18 protein-coding genes are annotated in these 21125 nt (G+C 38.9%); 9 read left to right on the forward strand and 9 right to left on the reverse strand.

What is annotated here, in order from left to right:
- Positions 1-24 precede the first annotated feature (24 nt).
- Positions 25-1359 (reverse strand): cryptochrome/photolyase family protein, encoded by a 1335-nt coding sequence (locus KO529_RS23045; RefSeq protein ID WP_252734533.1) that lies wholly within the window; start codon positions 1357-1359, stop codon positions 25-27.
- Between the two features lie 174 nt (positions 1360-1533).
- Positions 1534-2328, reverse strand: a complete 795-nt coding sequence (locus KO529_RS23050) for a DUF2797 domain-containing protein (RefSeq protein ID WP_215950205.1) — start codon at positions 2326-2328, stop codon at positions 1534-1536.
- Positions 2329-2604: 276 nt separating this feature from the next.
- Between KO529_RS23050 and KO529_RS23055 the strand changes: the two genes are divergently transcribed.
- Positions 2605-4119, forward strand: coding sequence for a GH3 auxin-responsive promoter family protein (locus KO529_RS23055; protein ID WP_215950206.1), 1515 nt, complete (start codon positions 2605-2607; stop codon positions 4117-4119).
- A gap of 74 nt (positions 4120-4193) precedes the next feature.
- Complete coding sequence (locus tag KO529_RS23060; protein WP_215950207.1) at positions 4194-4742, forward strand: hypothetical protein; 549 nt, start codon at positions 4194-4196, stop codon at positions 4740-4742.
- Between the two features lie 64 nt (positions 4743-4806).
- On the opposite strand, the gene clpX is transcribed toward KO529_RS23060, so the two are convergent.
- The 6 genes from clpX to KO529_RS23090 all read right to left on the reverse strand — a co-directional run bounded on the left by clpX (position 4807) and on the right by KO529_RS23090 (position 10369).
- Positions 4807-6042: an ATP-dependent Clp protease ATP-binding subunit ClpX gene (gene clpX, locus KO529_RS23065; protein WP_215950208.1), complete on the reverse strand. Its 1236-nt coding sequence runs from the start codon at positions 6040-6042 to the stop codon at positions 4807-4809.
- 97 nt (positions 6043-6139) lie between these two features.
- On the reverse strand, positions 6140-6820 hold the full coding sequence (clpP, locus tag KO529_RS23070) for an ATP-dependent Clp endopeptidase proteolytic subunit ClpP (protein WP_215950209.1): 681 nt from the start codon (positions 6818-6820) through the stop codon (positions 6140-6142).
- Between the two features lie 142 nt (positions 6821-6962).
- A complete protein-coding gene (tig, locus tag KO529_RS23075; RefSeq protein ID WP_215950210.1) occupies positions 6963-8285 on the reverse strand; it encodes a trigger factor in 1323 nt (440 codons plus the stop codon).
- 98 nt (positions 8286-8383) lie between these two features.
- The gene (locus KO529_RS23080) at positions 8384-8734 is read right to left on the reverse strand and encodes a phage holin family protein (protein WP_215950211.1); all 351 of its coding nucleotides are present in this window, start codon (positions 8732-8734) and stop codon (positions 8384-8386) included.
- 154 nt (positions 8735-8888) lie between these two features.
- Complete coding sequence (locus KO529_RS23085; RefSeq protein WP_215950212.1) at positions 8889-9656, reverse strand: alpha/beta fold hydrolase; 768 nt, start codon at positions 9654-9656, stop codon at positions 8889-8891.
- Positions 9656-10369, reverse strand: a complete 714-nt coding sequence (locus KO529_RS23090) for a pyridoxine 5'-phosphate synthase (protein WP_215950213.1) — start codon at positions 10367-10369, stop codon at positions 9656-9658. The genes KO529_RS23085 and KO529_RS23090 overlap by 1 nt, the downstream gene beginning before the upstream one ends.
- A gap of 290 nt (positions 10370-10659) precedes the next feature.
- Here KO529_RS23090 and KO529_RS23095 point away from each other — a divergent pair, with 290 nt between their 5' ends.
- The 7 genes from KO529_RS23095 to KO529_RS23125 all read left to right on the forward strand — a co-directional run bounded on the left by KO529_RS23095 (position 10660) and on the right by KO529_RS23125 (position 17869).
- The gene (locus KO529_RS23095) at positions 10660-11316 is read left to right on the forward strand and encodes a CBS domain-containing protein (protein WP_215950214.1); all 657 of its coding nucleotides are present in this window, start codon (positions 10660-10662) and stop codon (positions 11314-11316) included.
- Positions 11317-11321: 5 nt separating this feature from the next.
- Positions 11322-12203, forward strand: a complete 882-nt coding sequence (locus KO529_RS23100) for an NAD kinase (RefSeq protein ID WP_215950215.1) — start codon at positions 11322-11324, stop codon at positions 12201-12203.
- 116 nt (positions 12204-12319) lie between these two features.
- Positions 12320-13006 carry a DUF6089 family protein gene (locus KO529_RS23105; protein ID WP_215950216.1) on the forward strand — a complete coding sequence of 229 codons (687 nt, stop codon included), beginning with the start codon at positions 12320-12322 and terminating at the stop codon, positions 13004-13006.
- 31 nt (positions 13007-13037) lie between these two features.
- The gene (locus tag KO529_RS23110) at positions 13038-13754 is read left to right on the forward strand and encodes an isoprenyl transferase (RefSeq protein ID WP_247097822.1); all 717 of its coding nucleotides are present in this window, start codon (positions 13038-13040) and stop codon (positions 13752-13754) included.
- A 4-nt stretch (positions 13755-13758) separates the two neighbouring features.
- A complete protein-coding gene (locus KO529_RS23115; protein ID WP_215950218.1) occupies positions 13759-16338 on the forward strand; it encodes a BamA/OMP85 family outer membrane protein in 2580 nt (859 codons plus the stop codon).
- A gap of 105 nt (positions 16339-16443) precedes the next feature.
- A complete protein-coding gene (locus KO529_RS23120) occupies positions 16444-17283 on the forward strand; it encodes an OmpH family outer membrane protein (RefSeq protein WP_436835207.1) in 840 nt (279 codons plus the stop codon).
- A gap of 76 nt (positions 17284-17359) precedes the next feature.
- Positions 17360-17869 (forward strand): OmpH family outer membrane protein, encoded by a 510-nt coding sequence (locus KO529_RS23125; RefSeq protein WP_031442598.1) that lies wholly within the window; start codon positions 17360-17362, stop codon positions 17867-17869.
- A 156-nt stretch (positions 17870-18025) separates the two neighbouring features.
- On the opposite strand, the gene KO529_RS23130 is transcribed toward KO529_RS23125, so the two are convergent.
- Positions 18026-21076, reverse strand: a complete 3051-nt coding sequence (locus KO529_RS23130) for a PVC-type heme-binding CxxCH protein (RefSeq protein WP_215950220.1) — start codon at positions 21074-21076, stop codon at positions 18026-18028.
- Positions 21077-21125 lie beyond the last annotated feature (49 nt).

Raw genomic sequence — 21125 nt, forward strand, 5'->3', positions numbered from 1 at the left:
AGATTTGGGAAACTGCTTTTGTTTTTAGGAATCAATTCCAATTTTATACGCTTTCAATGCTCTTTCCCTGGCAAATTTGTGCTCAACTATTGGGTCTGGGTATTCAAAGGAGTCAAATTCAGGAATCCACTTTCTTACATACTTATAATCCTTGTCAAACTTTTTTTGCTGTGATAAGGGGTTGAAAATTCTAAAGTAGGGAGCTGCATCACATCCTGTTCCGGCAGCCCATTGCCAGTTTCCATTGTTGGAGGATAATTCATAATCCAATAATTTTTTGGCAAAATAACTTTCTCCCCACGTCCAGTCTATCAATAAATGTTTGCAGAGAAAGCCGGCAGTAATCATCCGTACCCGATTGTGCATAAAACCGGTTTTGTTAAGCTGCCTCATGCCGGCATCCACCATGGGATATCCCGTTTTTCCTTCACACCAAAGTCTAAACTCTTCCTTGTTGTTCCTCCATTGGATACCATCATATTTGGATCTGAAATTTTGGGTTACAACATGGGGAAAATGAAATAGAATTTGCATAAAGAATTCCCTCCAAATGAGTTCACTTAAAAAAACGGCATGCTTTTTATCAATCTGGGCAATTACCTGTCTTACGCTTATGGTTCCAAATCTTAAATGGGGACTGAGGTGACTGGTGATGTCTTCGTACGGGAAATCCCTTTGGTCCGCATAAAGATGTAATTGGGTCAGGTCAAAGTCCTGTACCTCAATATCCGATTTTTTAAAACCGATATTTTCCAAAGATAAGTATGGGTAATCTCCTTTAATAAGGTTGTCCAGTTTGGGGGTCCTAAGTGATATGTTATTTTCCTCCTCAAATTTCGCGAGCCATTTATTCTTATAGGGCGTAAAAACCGTATAGGGTTCTTCATCGCCTTTTACAATTTCGTTTTCCTCGAATATTACTTGATCCTTAAAACTAAAAAAGGGGATATCCTTTTCGGCCAGCATTTCGGAAATTTCCTTATCCCTGCCAATGGCGTAAGGTTCGTAGTCACGGTTGGTATAAACGGCAACTATATTAAATTTGGAAATCAAATCCTTCCAAATTGATACCGGTTCGCCGTCCAAACACAAAATGTCCGAGCCATGGTTTTTTAAGGTTTCTTTTATTTTAAGAATTGTTTGACGGATGAAATTTACTCTGGCGTCATCTTCGGGCAATTCGTTTAAAATAAGGCGATCATAAATAAATATGGGCAAAACGGTGATGTCCTTGCCCAATGCTTCTGCCAGTGCCGTGTTATCTTCTATTCGAAGGTCTCTTCTAAACCAAAAAATAGAAATTGGGCTTTGGTCCTTGGATAAGGTGGGAATGTGTTCATTACTCATATTTGGTGCCATTGTATTAATTGGAAATAAATTATTATGAGTTTAGGTTTAAGGGTCTAAACCGATAAGGAATAGGGATTGAATAAACCAGCCTTCTTATCCCAATTGGTAATTTTGGGGTAATCCAACTACAAGGACAATTTAATGATAAATGGCATGAAAATCAATGTTTTCCACGTATATGATCTACTTCACTTCCAAACTAACAACGTATCCTTCACTTCCCCTGACATTAAAGACCGTACTGTCTTCAAAAATTAGATATTGCCCTTTTATGCCTTTTAAGACTCCGCTATAGGTTGGTGTTTTGTCCAGGTTAAGACTTTTTACTTTTTGAGGGTATTGTAGCACGGGAAATTCTAGATGGGTCTCTGTATTGCTCTCTATATAATATGTGGCCGCCTCTTCCGGAATGTATTTTTTTAATTTATTTCTATATTCCACAAGGTCTTCATCATCTACATTGTTGGTCAACATTTTACGCCAGTTGGTCTTGTCACCGATGTGCTCCTTTAAAGCAACCTCCGTAACACCGGCCAAATAACGATTGGGGACTTCAACAATTTCTATAGCCTCATGGGCACCTTGGTCTATCCATCTAGTGGGTACCTGCGATTTGCGTGTTACGCCTACTTTGATATTGCTGGAATTGGCAAGATAAACGATGTGCGGCTGTAACTGAACCTTTTTTTCATATTCTAGATCACGGTCTTCCTTGCCCAGATGTGCCGTACTTAATTCCGGCCTCATGATCCAATCCCCGGCTGTAGGAATTTCATAAAAGCAGGTTCTGCAGAAACCTTGTCTGAAAATTGGGCGATCTTCCCCGCAATTTAGACATTGATATTTTATAAAGGAAATTGTAAGTTCCTTGTTCAATACCTGGTTCAGATTTAAAAAGTCACCATCAAATATTAGGTAATATTGAATGGGATCTGCCAGTTCGGTTTGCATTTTTCTTAAAACTCCTTGATACTGCATATTTTTTCTGCTTAACGTAAAATCAATTTGAATATGAATTCAATTAAAGCTATTTTTAGCCGATTTAATTTAGAGCTTGTTTAGGAATTTATAGTTATAATTTTTATATGTCATTTTTGATACTTTTTTAAGGTAAATTTATAATCCTAGCAACGGCTAGTGTTGTAAATTTTACAAGATATTGTGCAAAAACAGGCATAAAAAAAGCATTCATAAATTCTATAACAGGCACTTAGCTCAAAACCCTGCTTTAAACAGCGATAAAGATACCTAAAAATGCCAATAACATTATTCAATTCCATTGCTTCTTGGCTGTTGAAAAAGCGATATCATCAGATTGAACTTTTTTTAAAGTACCCTGAGGAGGTGCAGGATGAGGTGTTGCACCAGTTATTGTCCTTTGCCGAGGATACCGAAATGGGAAGGAAGTACGATTTTGAATCTATTGCCAGTTATGAAACCTTTGCAGAGCGGGTACCTATAGTCTCCTATGAGGAGGTGGAACCTATGATAGAGCGTTCTAGAAGGGGGGAGCAAAATATCTTTTGGCCCACAACCATTAAGTGGTTCGCTAAGAGTAGTGGTACTACAAATGCTAAGAGCAAGTTTATACCCGTTAGTTCCGAGGCTTTGGAGGATTGCCATTATAAATCCAGTAAGGATCTGCTCTGTCTATATTTAAACAACAATGAAAACTCGCAGTTGTTTACGGGCAAGAGCTTGCGATTGGGCGGGAGTAAGGAACTCTATCAGGATAATGGTACTGTTTTTGGTGATCTCTCTGCCATTCTTATAGATAATATGCCTTTCTGGGCAGAACTGAGTAGTACCCCTAGTAACAAGGTGTCCCTAATGAGCGAATGGGAGACTAAGTTACAGGCCATCATCCGGGAAAGTGTTCAGGAAAACGTAACCAGCTTGGCCGGAGTGCCATCATGGATGTTAGTGCTCCTAAATAATGTCCTGGAGCAAACAGGAAAGGAGCACCTTTTTACGGTTTGGGAAAATTTGGAAGTATATTTTCATGGAGGGGTAAGCTTTAACCCCTATAAGGATCAATATTCCAGGCTCTTACCGCGCAAAAACTTTAATTACTATGAAATCTACAATGCTTCCGAAGGATTTTTTGCCATTCAGGATAGAAATAATGCGGACGATCTTTTACTGATGCTGGATTATGGAATTTTCTATGAATTTATTCCTATGGAAACTTACGGTACAAGTGAGCAGATCACCTTGCCGTTATGGAATGTGAAGGTGGATAGGAACTATGCGGTAATAATTACTACCAATGCGGGTCTGTGGAGGTATAAAATAGGTGATACGGTGAGGTTTACCTCTACCAATCCCTATAGGATCAAGATTACCGGAAGAACCAAACATCATATTAATGTATTCGGGGAAGAGTTGATCATAGAAAATGCTGAAGAAGCCTTGAAGACCATTTGTAAAAAAACGGGGTCCGAAATAAAGGACTATACGGTGGCGCCGATATTTATGGAAGGCAAGGAAAAAGGTGCCCATGAGTGGATAATAGAGTTTAGAAAGGCTCCCGAAGAACTGGCTTATTTTACCGAAATTCTAGATAATGCACTAAAATCCTTGAATTCTGATTATGAGGCCAAGCGTTATAACAACATTACTTTAAAACTTCCCAAAGTACATATTGCCAGGGAAAACCTATTCTATGACTGGCTAAAATCAAAAGATAAGTTGGGAGGGCAGCATAAAATTCCAAGATTGTCCAATAAAAGGGATTATATCGAGGAATTGCTTCAGATGAACAAATAAATGTGATTAAAACGGTCAATATGTTCAATTTAGAGGTATTAAATGTTTCCCTTTAACAATTTATACTTTTTATTATGGCGAACAGATTAGTGATATTATCAGATATGTGGGGTTCTAAAAAAGGGCTATGGATTACCTCCTATTTGGGTTATTTGCAACAATATTATGATATTACCTTTTATGATTGTCAGCATTTGGCAAATATAAGTTTGGAGGTAAATTCTCCTGAAAATATCCACAAGGAATTTATTGATGGGGGAGTGGAAACTGCGGTTGCCCATTTGCTTAAAAAGGAAACGGAGCCCAGTCATTATTTGACTTTTGGTATTGGTGGTTCCATAGCCTGGAAAGCTGCGCTTAAAGGCTTGCCCTTAAAATCGTTATATACTACTTCCAGTACCAGATTGCGTTTTGAGAGCGAGAGGCCGGCAGCAGCGGGTATTAAACTGCTTTATGGACAAAATGATGAGTTTAGGCCATTATCTACATGGTCTGATCAAATTGGTGTAGATGTTGAAGTTGTGAAGGGTTTTGGGCATGAACTCTACACCGATGAGAAAATTATCAGCAAGGTCTGCCAAGATTTATTGGCCAAGGTTATGCAAAAACAATATGTAGCTTAACACCTGCGTTTCCATCTTATTTATGGAAAACAATTTATAGGTTTTATAAAAGTTAAAAGCAGTCTTAAGAGACTGCTTTTAACTTTTTAATGGTTTCAAAGGATAATTTCTCTTCGGCATAAGGTTTTGTTACCTTAAACTCCTTTTCGTTAGAACTTGGGAATTCGAACATTGCGTCTGTGAAAATGGCTTCACATAAGGAGCGCAAACCTCTTGCTCCCAACTTATATTCTATGGCCTTTTCTACAATATAGTCCAACGCCTGTTCCGTAATCTTAAAGGAAATTCCATCCATCTTAAACAATTTTTCATATTGTTTAATTATGGCGTTCTTGGGCTCTGTTAAAATGGCCCTTAGGGTTTCCTTGTCCAATGGATTCATATGGGTGAGTACAGGTAGTCTACCAATAATCTCCGGTATTAATCCAAAGTCCTTTAAATCCTTAGGTACAATGTATTGTAGAATATTTTCGTTGTCTACCTTTTCTTCAGCTTTGGATGCGCTATAGCCTACGGCCTGCATGTTCAGCCTTTTGGTGATATGCCTTTCAATTCCATCAAAGGCACCTCCGGCAATGAATAGAATATTTTCTGTATTTACTTCTATAAATTTTTGATCTGGGTGCTTTCTACCTCCTTTGGGCGGAACATTAACCACTGTTCCTTCCAATAGTTTAAGAAGTCCTTGTTGAACTCCTTCCCCTGATACATCGCGAGTAATTGAAGGATTGTCGCTCTTACGTGCAATCTTATCAATTTCATCTATAAAGACGATACCGCGTTCTGCCTTTTCCAAATTGTAATCTGCTGCCTGCAATAGGCGGGTAAGTATACTTTCTACATCCTCCCCAACATAACCGGCTTCAGTAAGTACGGTAGCGTCAACAATGGCCAAAGGTACATTGAGCATCTTGGCAATGGTTTTAGCCATAAGGGTCTTTCCGGTCCCGGTTTGGCCTACCATTACAATATTACTCTTTTGGATCTCTATATCGTCTTCCTTGCTTTTTGGTTGTAGAAGTCTTTTGTAATGGTTGTACACAGCAACGGACATTACTTTTTTGGTACGGTCCTGGCCAATAATATAGGTGTCCAAAAATTCCTTTATTTCCAAAGGTTTCTTCAATGTTAATTCGGAGGAAAGATCATTGTTTTTGGTCTGTTTGGATTCTTCGGCGACAATACCGTGTGCCTGCTCTATACAACGATCGCATATATGCGCATCAAGACCTGCAATCAATAGATTGGTTTCTGGTTTCTTTCTACCACAAAAAGAGCATTCTAAATTTTCTTTTGCCATATCATTTTATCACTTTCAATAATAGTAACGAAATAATCCACACTTTGGTGCATCCGTACAGAATGGAACCCGGATTTTTCGAATCTTTTAGTCGTCTCTAGTCCTTATCCCTTACCAAGATCTCATCGATCATGCCATATTCCTTGGCTTCGTCTGCTTTCATCCAGTAATCCCTATCACTATCGTCACTTACTTTTTCAAGGGGTTGTCCAGAATGTTGTGCAATGATTTGGTACAATTCGTCTTTAAGTTTTAGGATCTCTCTGGCTGTAATTTCAATATCACTGGCCTGGCCCTGTGCGCCGCCAAGTGGTTGATGGATCATTACCCTGGAATGGGTCAGTCCACTACGCTTTCCTTTTGCTCCGGCACATAGGAGTACGGCTCCCATAGAGGCAGCCATTCCTGTGCATATGGTAGCCACATCGGGTTTAATGAACTGCATGGTGTCATAGATTCCCAAACCGGCATAAACACTTCCACCTGGGGAATTGATATATATCTGTATGTCCTTGGAAGCATCCGTGCTTTCCAAAAATAATAACTGTGCTTGTACAATGTTGGCAACTTGGTCATTGATCCCTGTTCCGAGAAAAATGATCCGGTCCATCATTAATCGCGAAAAAACATCCATTGCTACTGCATTTAGCTGTCTTTCTTCAATAATGTTTGGAGTAAGGTTGGTGGGGTACATACTACTTAAAATAGTATCGTAATACATGCTATTTATTCCCTGATGTTTAATAGCATAGTTTTTGAATTCTTTCCCGTAATCCATATTTTAATCAATAGTTTTATAAGATAAAAAAAGTGTCGAAAATCAACTCTTCGACACTGTAAATATACTTATTTTTAGTGAAACTTTATTTTATTGGCTCCTATCGAAGCGTATTTAAAATGTAAGGTTCAACTAATTTGAATTACCCGTATACTTCCTTAACAAAGTCTTCGTAAGTAACTTCTTTCGTTTTTAAATTTGCCTTTTCCTTATAAAGGGTCAAAAGCTTTTGGCTCATCAATTGTTCTGAAAGACGTTTTACCTCATCTTGGTTGGAAAGTACCCTTGCGGCAATATTATCCAACTCCTCCTCTTTAGGGTCCAACTGACCAAATTGCGCCATTTGTTGCTTAATAAAGCCTTTTGCAAATTCTTTTAGCTCATCAAACTGTATCTGAATACCGTTTTCTTGAATAATCTTGCCTTCAATTAGTTGGTAACGCAGGCCTTTTTCCGATTTTTCAAATTCTTCGTTCGCTTCTTCCTCGGTCAATTGTTTTTCCCCGGTCATCTGAATCCATTTGGTCAAAAATTCCGTAGGAAGGTCAAATTTGATGTTGTCTATAAAATGTTCTGTAACATCATTTAATAATTTCTGATCGGACTGTTGCTCAAATTGCTTTTCCGAATCTTCCTTGATTCGTTCTTTAAGCTCTTTTTCAGAGGTAACAACATCCTTCCCGAACAACTTGTCGAAAAGTTCCTGATCCAATTTTGCTGGTTCTTTTTCGTTAATTTCCTCAATGGTGAAAGTAACTTCGATATCTAATTTTTCGGATTTTTCACCATCGATACCCAAAGAACTGCCCAATAAATAATCCTCTTTGAACAATCCCTTTGTGTTTAAGGTAACTACATCGCCCACTTTTTTGCCCAAAAGACTGTCCAATGCTTTTTTGCTTTTTATTTTTTCGATCTCGATTACCGTCTTATTGTCTATTTCCTCTGCCTCGTTCTTAAAAACACCGTTTACATCATCCTTTTTTCCAACTTCGGTCTTGTTGATCAATTTTCCGTATTGCTTTTGAATACGCTCCACCTGCTCATCGACCATTTTTTTGTCGGCAACAATTTTGTAGTGCGTTATGGCTTTTTTCGACTTAAGGTCTACATTGAAATTAGGGGCAAGTCCCAATTCAAATTCAAATGCAAATTCTTCAGAATCCCAGTTAAAGTTGTCCTGTTGTTTTGGAAGTGGATTTCCTAGAACATCCAATTTTTCTTCTGTAAGATATTTGTTGAGATTGTCTTGTAACAGTTTGTTTACCTCATCTACCAAAACGGCTTTTCCGTATTGTTTCTTGATCAATCCCATGGGCACCTGACCTTTTCTGAAACCTGGTATATTTGCTTGTTTTCTGTAGTCCTTTAAGATTGTTTCTACCTTATCGAAGTAATCGTCCTTGGTTACCGCAACTTTTACTACTGCATTTAATTCGTCAATCTGCTCTTTAGTGATGTTCATTTCTATATCTAATTTTACTAAAATAAAATGGGATGCAAAAGTAGTACATTTTCTAATCTCCAACAAGTTTTTAAATTACTGAATGTCAAAAAGGTACCCTAGATATTTTTGTCATCATTTAGAAATGAATAAAATATAGATTGCAGAAAGGAAAGCAAAAGGCTAAAAAGCAATGCCCACCAAATATTATTTACATGAAAGCCATCAATAAAGTAGTCGCCCAAAAGGATAATTATAGCGTTGATTATGAGCAGGAACAACCCTAAGGTAAGGATAGTGACCGGCAAGGTTAGGATGACCAGGATGGGTTTTACAATAAAATTCAGCAAACTTAGAACAATGGCTACAATAATGGCGGTGGTATACGAGTCCACACCCACCCCGGGCAGTATTTTTGCTAAAATAACCACTGCTATGGCACTCAGGAGAATTCTTAAAATCAGGTTCATGTTTTACTTTTTTTGGTTAATGGAATGTTTTTTCAATGAAATTATCCCTTTAAAAGTAAACAATTATTTTGTCTGTTGAGGGGGTAATATTCATGGTTTTTACGAATGGGTATAGAATTTCCCTGCAAATTTTATTAAGTAAAAAAGGAATTGTCTATTTGATAAATAGAATAGATTTTTCAAAAAATTGGGTTGGATTCTCCGCATGAAGCCAGTGTCCGGCCTTGTCTATTGTTTCGACCGTGGCCAAAGGGAAATGCCTTTTTATAACCGATAAATCATTTGGGGTAATATACTCCGATCTGTCTCCCCTTAAAAAAAGTGTTGGTCCTGTGTAAGTGTCCGTAGATCCTATATTTTCGCCAATTTCTTCCATTTTTTCACTTAAAACTTCAAGATTGAAGCGGAAACCCAATACCCCCTTTTCTGCCCAATACAAATTCTTTAGCAAAAACTGACGGATCCCTACGTTTTTGATGTATTTGGACAATTGTTCATCCGCGTCATTTCGAGAGCTAATATTTTTAATATCCAAGGCGTTTAGACCGTTAATTATATCCTGGTGATGGGGTGGATAAAATTTGGGGGCAATATCTGCTACAATTAACTTTTTTGTTAATTGGGGATAGCGGCAGGCGAAAAGCATGGCCGTTTTTCCTCCCATGGAATGTCCAAGAATAATGGCGTCTCCCAAATGGTGGTAGTCCATGTAATGTTTTACATCTTCTGCCAATAAATCATAATTGAACTCGGTGGAGTGAAAACTTTTTCCATGGTTGCGCAAATCCAGTAAGTGTACTTGAAAGCCTTCTTCGGCATATTTGGAGCCCATGGATTTCCAATTGTCGGACATGCCCAAAAAACCATGTAGTATAATAATAGGTTGTCCTTCCCCTAAAATATTGGAATGCAATACCGGCATTATTTTAATTTGTTTAGGTACATATTAATTACATTTTCCAGGCCTAGATACAGGGATTCGCATATTAGGGCATGACCAATGGAAACTTCCAGCAAGTGGGGTATGTTTTCTTTGAAATATTTTATGTTATCCAAACTAAGGTCGTGTCCTGCATTTATGCCCAATCCTAATTGATGGGCTGTTTTGGCAGCTTCCGTAAAAGCTACAACCCCCTTCTTGTTTCCTTTGGCATATTCGTGTGCATAGCTTTCGGTATATAGTTCAATGCGGTCGGCACCTGTCAATGCGGCACCTTTGACCATTTCAATATTGGCGTCCACAAAAATAGAAGTTCTTATTCCGTTGTCTTTAAACGTGGATATTGCTTCCTTTAGAAAATCCCTGTGTTTTATGGTGTCCCATCCGGCGTTGGACGTAATGGCGTTAACAGCATCGGGGACTAGGGTGACTTGTGTGGGTTTTACCTCCAAAACCAAATCCATAAAAGATTGTATGGGATTTCCTTCTATGTTGAATTCGGTGCGGACCAATTTCTTTAAGTCCCTTGCATCTTGGTATTTTATATGTCTTTCATCAGGTCTTGGGTGTATGGTGATGCCTTCAGCTCCAAAATCTTCAATATCTTTGGCTACTTTTAACAGGTCGGGTACATTTCCTCCACGTGAATTTCTTAATGTTGCAATTTTATTTACATTAACGCTAAGCTTTGTCATAGGATTTTGGTATGTTTAAAAAGCAAAAATACAAATTAGGCATACCTTTTGCTGTTTTTATTATGAAGAATTCGTTTTTCAAGCTCGGTTAAACCATTGTGAAAAAATATAGACAACTGGGTTTAAGTGGTTTTTGAGGGCTTTTGGAATAGAAAGGTTTTGGAGTATTGATAATTTATCGGGATTGTTTTTTAACAGCTCGCAAAAGCTAGGTCTTTTTGTAAATAATACTTTGGAAGATTCGGGTTCTTAGAAATTTTTATTAGTATTTTGCGTTATAATATGAAGTTATGAACATTCAAAACAACATAATTGTCACATTGCCGATTTTTAAAGTGGGTGATTCCTTGAAAAAAGTGATCAAATTCTTTAATGAATCTACCTATTCCCATGTTGCAGTGGTAGAAGGGAATGTTTTTATTGGGGTTTTGGGTGAAAATGATCTTGATAATTATGAAAAGGACAAGAGGATAGAGGATTATCGATATAACCTGGAAACTTTTTTTGTTAGAAAGGAAACTTCTTGGCTGGATGTCCTGGAAATATTTTCAAAGAACGAGGCAAACCTTTTGCCCGTCTTGGATGATAATGGCCTTGTTTTAGGGTATTACGACCTTATAGATATTGTTGATGAGTTTATAGATACGCCATTTTTTACAGAACCAGGTGGAATCCTCGTCTTGGCAAAGGGTTTAAAGGATTACTCCTTTAGCGAAATTGCCCAAATAGTGGAAAGTAACAATGTTAAATTGATTGGCGGGTTTATTACGGATATCCGAAACGACGTTATTCAGATCACTATTAAAATAGGTACAACACATTTAAATGAAATTATACAGTCTTTCAGAAGGTATAACTACACCATACTTTACGGTAATAACGACGATCAATTTATAGAGGATTTAAAACAGAGATCTGATTATTTGGATAAATATCTAAATGTTTAACTCCTATGAAAGTTGCCATTTACGGACTTACTTGCCAGAATAACGTTTTGGATTACATTGTGGAGTTATTGGATGAACTTCATAAAGAAAATGCTGAAATCTACTTTGAAAAAGAGTTTTACAGTTTAATTATGGCCAAACGTAATGTGGGCGAATTCTCCATATTTACGGACTCTAATGGCCTTGACGCCCATTTTGATATGTTTGTGAGTTTTGGTGGCGATGGCACCATCTTAAGGGCTACGACCTATGTTCGTGACCTAGGAATACCTATTGTAGGAGTAAATACGGGCAGACTGGGATTTTTATCCACATTTAGAAAAGAAGATGTGCGCAAGGTAGTAAAGGAATTCGTTTCGGGGGCATATACCATTGTAGAGCGCAGTCTGGTGGAGGTAAGTGCACAATCCGATATTCCTGAATTTAAGATATTGAACTTTGCGTTGAATGAGATTACGGTGAGCAGGAAGGATACCACTTCCATGATTACTGTAGAAACACATTTGAACGATGAATACCTAACATCCTATTGGGCAGATGGGTTAATTGTGGCAACGCCCACCGGATCTACCGGGTATTCACTTAGCTGTGGTGGTCCTGTAATTGCCCCTACTGCAAAATCATTGATACTTACTCCTATTGCACCCCATAACCTAAATGCAAGACCTTTGGTAATTTCGGATGATACCGTTATTAGGCTCAAGGTTTCCGGGAGGGAAGAAAGTCATTTGGTGTCTTTGGATTCCAGGATAGCTACCGTGGCCAGCGGCAAGGAGATTTTTATTAAAAAAGCTCCATTTACCATTAAAATGATCGAATATACTTCCGAAAGTTTTCTAAAAACACTACGAAATAAATTATTGTGGGGCGAAGACAAGCGTAATTGATTGTTTTTGGGCGACAATAAAAAGGAACAAAATCTGTTTATCAAGTGAGAACATGAATGTAATAATTTACTAGTCTAAACTGCTGAAATTGTTATATTTGCAAACTTTTATAAATAATGAGGTTATTTTTTGCGGCAATTCTTCTTTTCATTTTTAATGAAATAAAGGGACAAACATACGAGATTGGCCTATTTGCGGGTGGAACCAATAATATTGGGGATGTTGGAAGGTCTAATTTTATTTTACCTTCGGGTCCTGCATTTGGTGGTTTGTTTAAATGGAACAAGAGTAAACGCTATGCTTGGAGGGCCAGTATTATTTATGGAGAATTTACAGCGGATGATTCCAAATCGGACATACCGTCCCGACAACAACGGAATTTTATAATGGACAATAATGTTCTGGAGGCTTCCGCAGGTTTGGAGTTTAATTTTGTGGAATATAATTTACATCGTTTGGGACCGGCCTTTACACCATATCTATATACTGGTGTTACATATTTTAGATATGGATACCATTATTTTGATGCGGCGCAATTGCAGGATGTTGGACAGAAAGATGGATCATTTGCTGTGCCTATGACGGTCGGAGCTAAATTAAGAATTAGTCAGTTTTTTATTGTTGGAGCTGAAATAGGGGCCAGATATACCTTTACGGATAATTTGGATGCCAGTAATCCTGAAGGTTCCAATTATGAAGAATTTAGATTTGGAAATATTTTTAGTGATGATTGGTATGTGTTCTCCGGGGTTACGCTAACGTATACCTTTGGAAGAAAACCTTGCCAGGATTGTTTTCAGTAGTGTTAAAAATAATAGTTTGGAAGAATTAAAGATGAAATCATTGCCAAGACACTTAGCCATAATTATGGATGGTAATGGTAGATGGGCAAAAGAAAAAGGAAAATTAAGGGTCTTTGGCCATGAGCAAGGGGTGAAGACCGTTAGAAGAACTGTGGAGGACTGTGCTAGAATTGGTTTGGAGTTTCTTACTTTGTACACTTTTTCCACCGAGAATTGGAACAGGCCCAAATTGGAAGTGGATACTTTAATGCGGTTATTGGTTTCTTCTCTTAAAAAGGAACTGAAAACCTTGAATAATAATAATATTAAGTTAAATACCATTGGTAATATAGCTTCCTTACCAAATAGTGCGCATAAGGAATTGTTGGATGTAATGGAGAAAACTAGTGCCAATACCGGTATGACCTTGACGCTTGCCCTTAGTTATGGGTCTCGGGAAGAGATAAAAAATGCCGTACAACAGATATGTGTCAAAGTTAAAAATAATATAATTTCTCCCGAAAATATTGACGAAACCATTATTAATAACCATCTTTACACGCAAAATTTACCAGATGTAGACTTGTTGATCCGTACCAGTGGAGAGCATAGGATCAGTAATTTCTTACTATGGCAAATTGCATATGCGGAATTGTATTTTATTGATGTATTTTGGCCGGATTTTTCGGAACAGCATTTATTGGAAGCCATTAAAAATTACCAGAACAGAGAACGAAGATTTGGAAAAACTAGCGAACAACTCACCTAGCGACATGAAAAGGTTCATGTCCCTTGAACTTTTTATTACACTTTTATTCTTAATTTTTACTACAGTTATCTCGGCGCAGGATACTTCCTATGAAGATGGTAAACGGTATATACTTGGAGGATTGGAAGTTACCGGATTGCAAAGTTACAACGAACAGACTGTAAAGACCTACACGGGTTTAAGGATAGGGCAGCCCATTACCGTTCCCGGCGATGAAATTAGCGCCGTCATCAATAAATTATGGGGATTGGAACTGTTTACGGACATAAGCTTCTATATTACCAATATTGAAGGTGAGAATGTATTTCTTGAACTTAATATAATTGAGAGGCCAACTCTTTCCAATGTAACCGTTTATGGTGTTAAAAAAAGAAAGATAGATGAAATCTTAAAGGATACCGATCTTAAAAAGGGTAAAAAGATAACCGAGAGTTTGATCGCCAATTCCAAGAATTATATCCAGAACAAATACAAAAAGAAAGGATATCTTAACGCCAAGGTTACCATTGCTACGGCAAAGGATACGACCGATGCCAATACACAGGCTATGGTCATAAATGTTAAACAGGGAGATAAGGTTAAGATCAACAATATTGTCTTTGAAGGTAACGAGCAGTTGTCCAACAAACAGCTTAGCAAGGCCATGAAAAAGACCAAGAAAAGAAAATTCTACCGTTTCTGGAAGAAGTCCAAATATATACAGGAAGATTATAAAACGGATCTGGTTTCCCTTGTGGACAAATATGCCGAAAAAGGTTTTAGGGATGCCCGTATTATTTCGGATACTTTTGTAAAGGTTTCCGACGATCTTATCGATGTGAAGATCAAGGTAGAAGAAGGGAACAAGTATTATTTTGGTGATATAGATTTTGTTGGAAATACGATTTATACGGACCGTCAACTTGGACAGGTTCTGGGAGTTAAAAAGGGAGATACCTATAATGGGGTTTTGTTGCGCAAACGTATAGCGGATGACACGAAGCCAGATGCAGAGGACCTCACCAATTTATATCAAAATAACGGTTATTTGTTCTCCAGTATAAACCCTGTGGAGATTTCTGCGGAGAATGATACCATCAATTTTGAAATTAGAATTATTGAAGGTAAAGAGACCTTTCTAGATCACGTTACCGTAATTGGTAATGATAAGACCAATGACCACGTTATTTTTAGGGAACTGCGTACAAGGCCTGGCCAACGTTATAATAAATCGGACATCATTAGAAGTATTAGGGAATTGGGACAATTGGGATTCTTTGATGCGGAACAGATAAAGCCGGATATCCAAAATCCTGATCCAAATGCAGGAACAGTGGATATCGCATATAACTTGGTGGAAGCTGGCTCCAGCCAGATAGAGCTCCAGGGTGGTTATGGAGGAGGTGGTTTCATTGGTACATTGGGACTGTCCTTTAGTAACTTCTCCATGAAAAATTTATTTAAAGGGGAGGCTTATAAGCCGGTCCCCATGGGGGATGGGCAAACCTTTGCCCTGCGTTTGCAAGCCAGTAGGACCTATAGGGTGTATAGTTTAAATTTCTCCGAGCCTTGGTTGGGAGGTAAAAAACCGGTAAGGTTCAATATGTCCTTGTCCAGAACACAACAGTTTTATTATAACCCTTATGTAAGTAACAAACCAGATAAAAGCAAGCAGTTTTCCATCACTGGAATTTCGGCAGGGCTGGCAAAAAGGGTACAATGGCCAGATGATTTCTTTACCATTTCCCACTCTTTGGGGTATCAGTTATACAATTTCCAGGATTATAATTTAGGGCTTTTCAATTTCGGGAACGGAAAATCGAACTCCATAGCATACACCCTTGGAATCTCTAGGGATGCTACCGGTGGTGGTCGTATTTATCCAAGATCGGGATCCAATTTTGCCCTTACAGCCAAATTTACCCCTCCTTTTTCTTTGTTCAATAATATAGACTATAAGCAACTCAATGAAGATCAGGAAGTAGCCATTGAGGAGTTGGATAGTGATGAAATAGAGCGCATAGATCAAGAACGCTTTAGGTGGCTGGAATTCTACAAGGTTAACTTTAAAGGTGATTGGTATACCACCTTGGTAGACAAATTGGTTTTAAGGACCAATGCCGAATTTGGATTTTTGGGAACTTATAACGAAGATGTAGGAAAGGTTCCATTCGAAAGATTTTATGTTGGGGGTGACGGTATGGGTTCCTACACATTGGACGGCAGGGATGTTATTTCTTTAAGAGGTTATGAGAATCAATCCTTAACACCTTATAGTACAGATCCATTAAGTGGTGGACAAGTACAGGACGGTGGAGTTGTGTATAATAAATATTCCTTGGAGCTTAGATATCCTTTGACGCTAAAACCGTCTGCTTCCATTTACGGGCAGGTATTTTTAGAGGCAGGGAACGCCTTCAACAATTTTCAAGACTTTAATCCGTTTGAGTTAAAAAGATCTGCCGGAGTGGGACTACGTATTTTTATGCCAGCATTTGGATTATTGGGAATTGATTTTGGATATGGATTTGATCAAGATTATAACCCCAATTCATCCGGACCTAGCGGTTGGCAAACCCACTTCATCATTGGACAACAGTTTTAATATATAGAAATGTGCAATTGTTTTATATGTTAAATGGTTCATTCTAAAATATTTAGTTATTTTGGCACGATATTTTCTATAGTATAAAAAGAAGATAGCATGGGAATTAAATCAAAAGTACTTTTGTTTCTGGCGGCAACTATGTTTGTAGCTACTATTTCGGCACAAAGGTCCATTAGGATAGGTTATGTGGATATGGAATATATCCTGGAGAATGTAGAGGAGTACAGGGAGGCCAATGAGCAATTGGCGGCCAAAGTGCAGAAATGGAAATTGGAGCTGGATAAGGAGAAGGGGATTATTGATCAGATGAAGAAGGATTTAATGGCGGAGAAAGTGCTGTTGACAGAGGAGTTGATTTCCGAGAGACAGGAAGAGATCCAAATTTTGGAAAAGGAGATGTTCGATTATCAACAGGATAGATTTGGTCCGGAAGGAGATCTGGTGCTTCAGAAAAGAAGATTGATACAGCCAATTCAGGATCAGGTTTTCAATGAAGTGCAGAAAATTGGTGCAAATAAAAAATATGATTTTATTTTTGATAAATCGGCAGATGTTGTAATGTTGTATTCCGAGAAAAGACACGATATTAGCGATCTTGTTTTGAGGGGGATTTCGAGGACTAGAAAAATAAGCGCACCTAAGAATAGGCAAAATGCAAGAAGTAGTTTCGAAGATATAGAGGATGAGGAAACGGAAGAAAATATAAGTGATGCTATTTTAGAGCGTCAGGAGAGGGCAAAGCAGGCGGAAGAGGCGAGGACCAAGACAGCAGAGGAAAACCGGGCAGAACAGCTCAGGATTCGCGAAGAACGTAAAAAGGCGTACGAAGAAAGAAGGAAAAAGTTGTTGGAAGAAAGGGAGGCCAAAAGAAAGAAGGAATTAGAGGAAAGAAATGGTAAAAATGACTCTGAGGAAGAGGATAGTACAAAGGACAATCAATAATATTAAATTAAGCTTAAACCAAATTACATTTATATAACTAAATCTTTAAATTAACACTCAAACATTAATTAAAATCATGAAACAAATTAAAAAAATAGCAGTAGCCATAGTTTTGTTCGTAGCAGCTACTAGTTTTGTTAATGCACAGGCAAAAATTGCACATATAGATGTACAGAAATTGTTGTCTGAAATGCCGGAGATGAAAGCAGCCGAAGCGGAACTTAAGAAATTACAGGAAACGTATAGGGCGGATATTGAAAGTTCCATGACCGAACTTCAAAATAAGTATACCCAATATAAAAATGAATCATCTTCAAAGTCTGAAGAAGAAAATCAGAAAAGAGCTTTGGAACTTCAAGGTTTTGAAAAAAATATTGGTGAGGCACAACAGACTGCCCAACAAGAATTACAAAAGAAACAAGGTGAGCTTTTAGGTCCTATCACAGAAAAGGCCAAAAAAGCTATCGAGTCTGTGGCGGCTGCCCAAGGAATAGACTACGTAATGGATGCTACCCAAGGTAGTGGGCTTATCGTAGCCAAGGGGAAGGATATTTTGCCAGAGGTCAAGAAGCAATTAGGTTTCTAATCCAGCAATAAAATGTTTTAAAAAAAGCCATGCATTCGCATGGCTTTTTTCTTTGGTCATATTGTGGTTTAGGGTATTTGTAGATGGTAAACCGTTGGAATTACGTAAATGGCACTCCCAACAAACATCTCCTTGCGATGTTGCTAAGGAGATTTATTATTCCTCCGTTGCTATCTTTAGGGTCTCCAAATAGGCTACCAAATCCACTAAGTCCGTCTCCGGCATTATATTGGCCAAGCCTTCTGTCATTAATGATTGTTCCAGGGCTTCCTGTTCTGCAATATCCTGCAATTCCACGGTCTTTTGGGCGCCTCCCATCATCTTTATGGTTATTTCATCCTCTGTCCTGCTTAAAATGTATCCGGTATAGGTTTTCCCATCTTTCATTTTAAAAGAGTAACCTTCAAAACCAAAATTGATTCCGGCACTGGGATATATAATATTGGAGTATAAAAATTGCTTCGATAGTTTATTGCCTATATCCGACAATTCGGGTCCAAATTCAATTCCTGAGCCAGCAGCCAAGTGACAGGAACTGCAATAGGTGCTGTAAACTTCCATGCCGTGGGTAGCATTGCCCTTACGTTCTACCAATTTTGAAATGTCCAATGTTCCATCTCCTTGAGGGGTTAGGAATTTAGGGGCGTTGGTTCTGATCTCCTTGTTCCAACTGTTCATGAGTTTTAATACAGTAGTTGTTTTGTATTCTTCCGCCAATCTGTCCTCCTTAAGCATTTGGTATAGTTCTTCTTGCCCGGATCCGGTATTGCCCAGGGTTTCAATCATTTTTCTGGTAAGTGCATGGCCTAATTTCTTGGAGGTAATGTTCTCCTTTAGCATTGCAATGGCGGTTGGATTGGATATTCCATTTAGCCTTTCCAGTACGGCGATCTTGGAAGATTCAGGTTCCTGGGAATGAAGGAAGGTGTCGATCAATGTGGCGCCGTTATTATTGAGTAAAAGGTTTGCGGCTTCCTTGCCAATATCTGTGTTGGACCCGTTGGCCAATACTCGAAACAAGGCCTCATTCTGGTTCTTTAACTCTAGGTTTTTGATTGTCATGATCCATTCTGGTGTTCCTTCAATTTTGGGAAGCACTTCTTTGACCATTTTAATATGTTTGGGTGAGCTATACACAAATTTGGCATCCATTTGCCCAACTGCGTATCCCTGAATTTGGTTTTTAAGGGGGTGGTTCCTAGTCAGCATGTCCATTAGGTAATTGTCTTTATCGGGATGATCCTTAAAATCGAGGGCCCTAAAATAGGAAGCCAATTTGGTAGGCGGTACAGTTTGGTCTTTAATTAGGGATACCAACAGCGGAACCGATTCTAAGGCCCGGATACGCCAAACTATTTCTTTTCCGGCCTCACTTTGCCAGTTATCTCCAACCCTGTTTCTCCAAGCGTTAAAATATAGCTCAGGGAATTTATCCGCCCCGATACCCAGTGCTTCCAAATACCATCTATCGCCAGCAGTATGTTGAGCGGCCAAATTGGCCCATTGCTCTGCTGCTGCTTCTGTGCCTATAAACCTTAGTGCAATAGCCGCTTCCCTTAGGACTTGTGGCGATTTATCATTTGCTAAGAGGGATAAGTATTTCTCCAGACTTTCTTTGCCTTTAAACCTTGCCATTCGGATGCCCTGCATTCTAAATTTGGGGTCTTCATCCGATAATGCCATTTCTATGTAGTCGTTGCTTTTGGAAGGAATATACAACCCAATCCACAATGCCCGGGCTTTGGCTATACCTCCTTTGGTTGTTAATTTCGTTAAAAGGGGTTGGGCAGCTTCGCCCATGGAATGCAATTTTTGCCACGACTGATAAAAGAGGTCCATGTTTCCGGAAAGTAGTCCTTTAACCGCTCCATCCTCGGTCTTGGGGTCTATAGCAATAGCTTTATATTCCTGGCCAGTGGACAATCGGTAAATTCTTCCCCGTGCTATGTCTTCCGCCTTGTGCCCGCCAACGCCTCCATCATACCAATCGGAAATAAAAAGAGAGCCATCTGGCGCAATGGTAACATCGTCCGGTCTAAACCAATCATCTTTACTTTTTACCAGATTTTCAATTTTGGCCGTATAACCTGCCTTCGATTCGTCTACAATATAAGTACGAACTACATTATGGCCGGGTTCGGCGTGTATGGGATGATTTTGAAATTTTTGTGGCAACATATAGTCTTCATATACAAGCATGCCGCAAGGGGATCCCGATCCGGTCTGAAGCATATTTGGGACGGTTCCCGGATCGTTTAAATGCCAATGTCTTTTGGGGATGTCATTATCCCATCCCGTTCTTCTTTCTCTCCAGCTGGTACCTGTTAGCAAATCCTTATATCCATAATTGCCGTATTCCATAACATAGTTTATCCGCGTTCCCCGGTTACCATCATCGTCATTATCGGATTGCCATAAACCGCCATAGGAGTCAATGGCAATTTCATAAGGGTTTCTGAAATTATGCCCTAGGATTTCCAGATTGGTTCCGTCCATGTTCATTCTAAAGGCCATCCCTTCCCGGTAAGGCTTGCCATTGGCCACAATTTCCTGGCCGTGCAGGTCCATAACTACATCACTATTTTTGTCCAATAGTTGTTTGCCATTATTACCGAAGTTGAAATAAAGTCTGCCATCGGGACCAAAGACAAAAGCATGTACCCCATGATCGTGGTCTACGCCTTCTATGCCTTGGAACAGGATTTCTTTAGAATCCGGGAGATCATCCCCATCCTCATCCGTAAAGATAAAAACGTTGGGACTTACGGAGATGATTACTTTATTTCCCAGCACGGCTATGCCCAAGGCGGCATTGATGTCCTCTCCTTGGTAGAAAACCTTGGAAGTGTCCGCTTGGCCATCTCCATTGGTGTCCTCCAGTATTAAGATTCGATCTCCGCTATCGTTATATGTATTATCCGGATTGGCAAACAATCTGTAATTCCTAGCTTCACAAACCCATATTCTGCCTTTGGCATCTATAGCCATGTTGGTAGGGTTTGTGACCATAGGTTCCGAAGCAAATAGCCCAAGATTTAATCCTTCCGCTACCTCCATTGAGGACAGGGCATATTCGGGATTTCTTTTATCCTGTTCTGAAAGCGATAGGAAATCGATATTGGTTTTTGGTTGGTCCTTGCAAGAGGAAAGGGAACCCAAGGTCATTATAATTGCTAAGGTTTTGTTGGCAATTTGGTTTTGAAGCATGTGAACGTTTTTGGTTGTTGCTCCACAATTTACCAAAAAAACCTGCATC

It is taken from the genome of Arenibacter algicola (assembly GCF_018860365.1).
GTDB lineage: Bacteria > Bacteroidota > Bacteroidia > Flavobacteriales > Flavobacteriaceae > Arenibacter > Arenibacter algicola_B.

Bases quoted from the DNA above. Each gene is read 5' to 3' on its own strand.
- KO529_RS23110 (WP_247097822.1), top strand. From the start codon at position 13,038: ATGAAATCATTGCCAAGACACTTAGCCATAATTATGGATGGTAATGGT.
- KO529_RS23090 (WP_215950213.1), bottom strand. From the start codon at position 10,369: ATGACAAAGCTTAGCGTTAATGTAAATAAAATTGCAACATTAAGAAAT.
- KO529_RS23095 (WP_215950214.1), top strand. From the start codon at position 10,660: ATGAACATTCAAAACAACATAATTGTCACATTGCCGATTTTTAAAGTG.
- tig (WP_215950210.1), bottom strand. From the start codon at position 8,285: ATGAACATCACTAAAGAGCAGATTGACGAATTAAATGCAGTAGTAAAA.
- KO529_RS23130 (WP_215950220.1), bottom strand. From the start codon at position 21,076: ATGCTTCAAAACCAAATTGCCAACAAAACCTTAGCAATTATAATGACC.
- KO529_RS23080 (WP_215950211.1), bottom strand. From the start codon at position 8,734: ATGAACCTGATTTTAAGAATTCTCCTGAGTGCCATAGCAGTGGTTATT.
- KO529_RS23060 (WP_215950207.1), top strand. From the start codon at position 4,194: ATGGCGAACAGATTAGTGATATTATCAGATATGTGGGGTTCTAAAAAA.
- KO529_RS23050 (WP_215950205.1), bottom strand. From the start codon at position 2,328: ATGCAGTATCAAGGAGTTTTAAGAAAAATGCAAACCGAACTGGCAGAT.
- KO529_RS23115 (WP_215950218.1), top strand. From the start codon at position 13,759: ATGAAAAGGTTCATGTCCCTTGAACTTTTTATTACACTTTTATTCTTA.
- KO529_RS23085 (WP_215950212.1), bottom strand. From the start codon at position 9,656: ATGCCGGTATTGCATTCCAATATTTTAGGGGAAGGACAACCTATTATT.
- KO529_RS23100 (WP_215950215.1), top strand. From the start codon at position 11,322: ATGAAAGTTGCCATTTACGGACTTACTTGCCAGAATAACGTTTTGGAT.
- KO529_RS23055 (WP_215950206.1), top strand. From the start codon at position 2,605: ATGCCAATAACATTATTCAATTCCATTGCTTCTTGGCTGTTGAAAAAG.
- clpP (WP_215950209.1), bottom strand. From the start codon at position 6,820: ATGGATTACGGGAAAGAATTCAAAAACTATGCTATTAAACATCAGGGA.
- clpX (WP_215950208.1), bottom strand. From the start codon at position 6,042: ATGGCAAAAGAAAATTTAGAATGCTCTTTTTGTGGTAGAAAGAAACCA.
- KO529_RS23045 (WP_252734533.1), bottom strand. From the start codon at position 1,359: ATGGCACCAAATATGAGTAATGAACACATTCCCACCTTATCCAAGGAC.
- KO529_RS23105 (WP_215950216.1), top strand. From the start codon at position 12,320: ATGAGGTTATTTTTTGCGGCAATTCTTCTTTTCATTTTTAATGAAATA.
- KO529_RS23125 (WP_031442598.1), top strand. From the start codon at position 17,360: ATGAAACAAATTAAAAAAATAGCAGTAGCCATAGTTTTGTTCGTAGCA.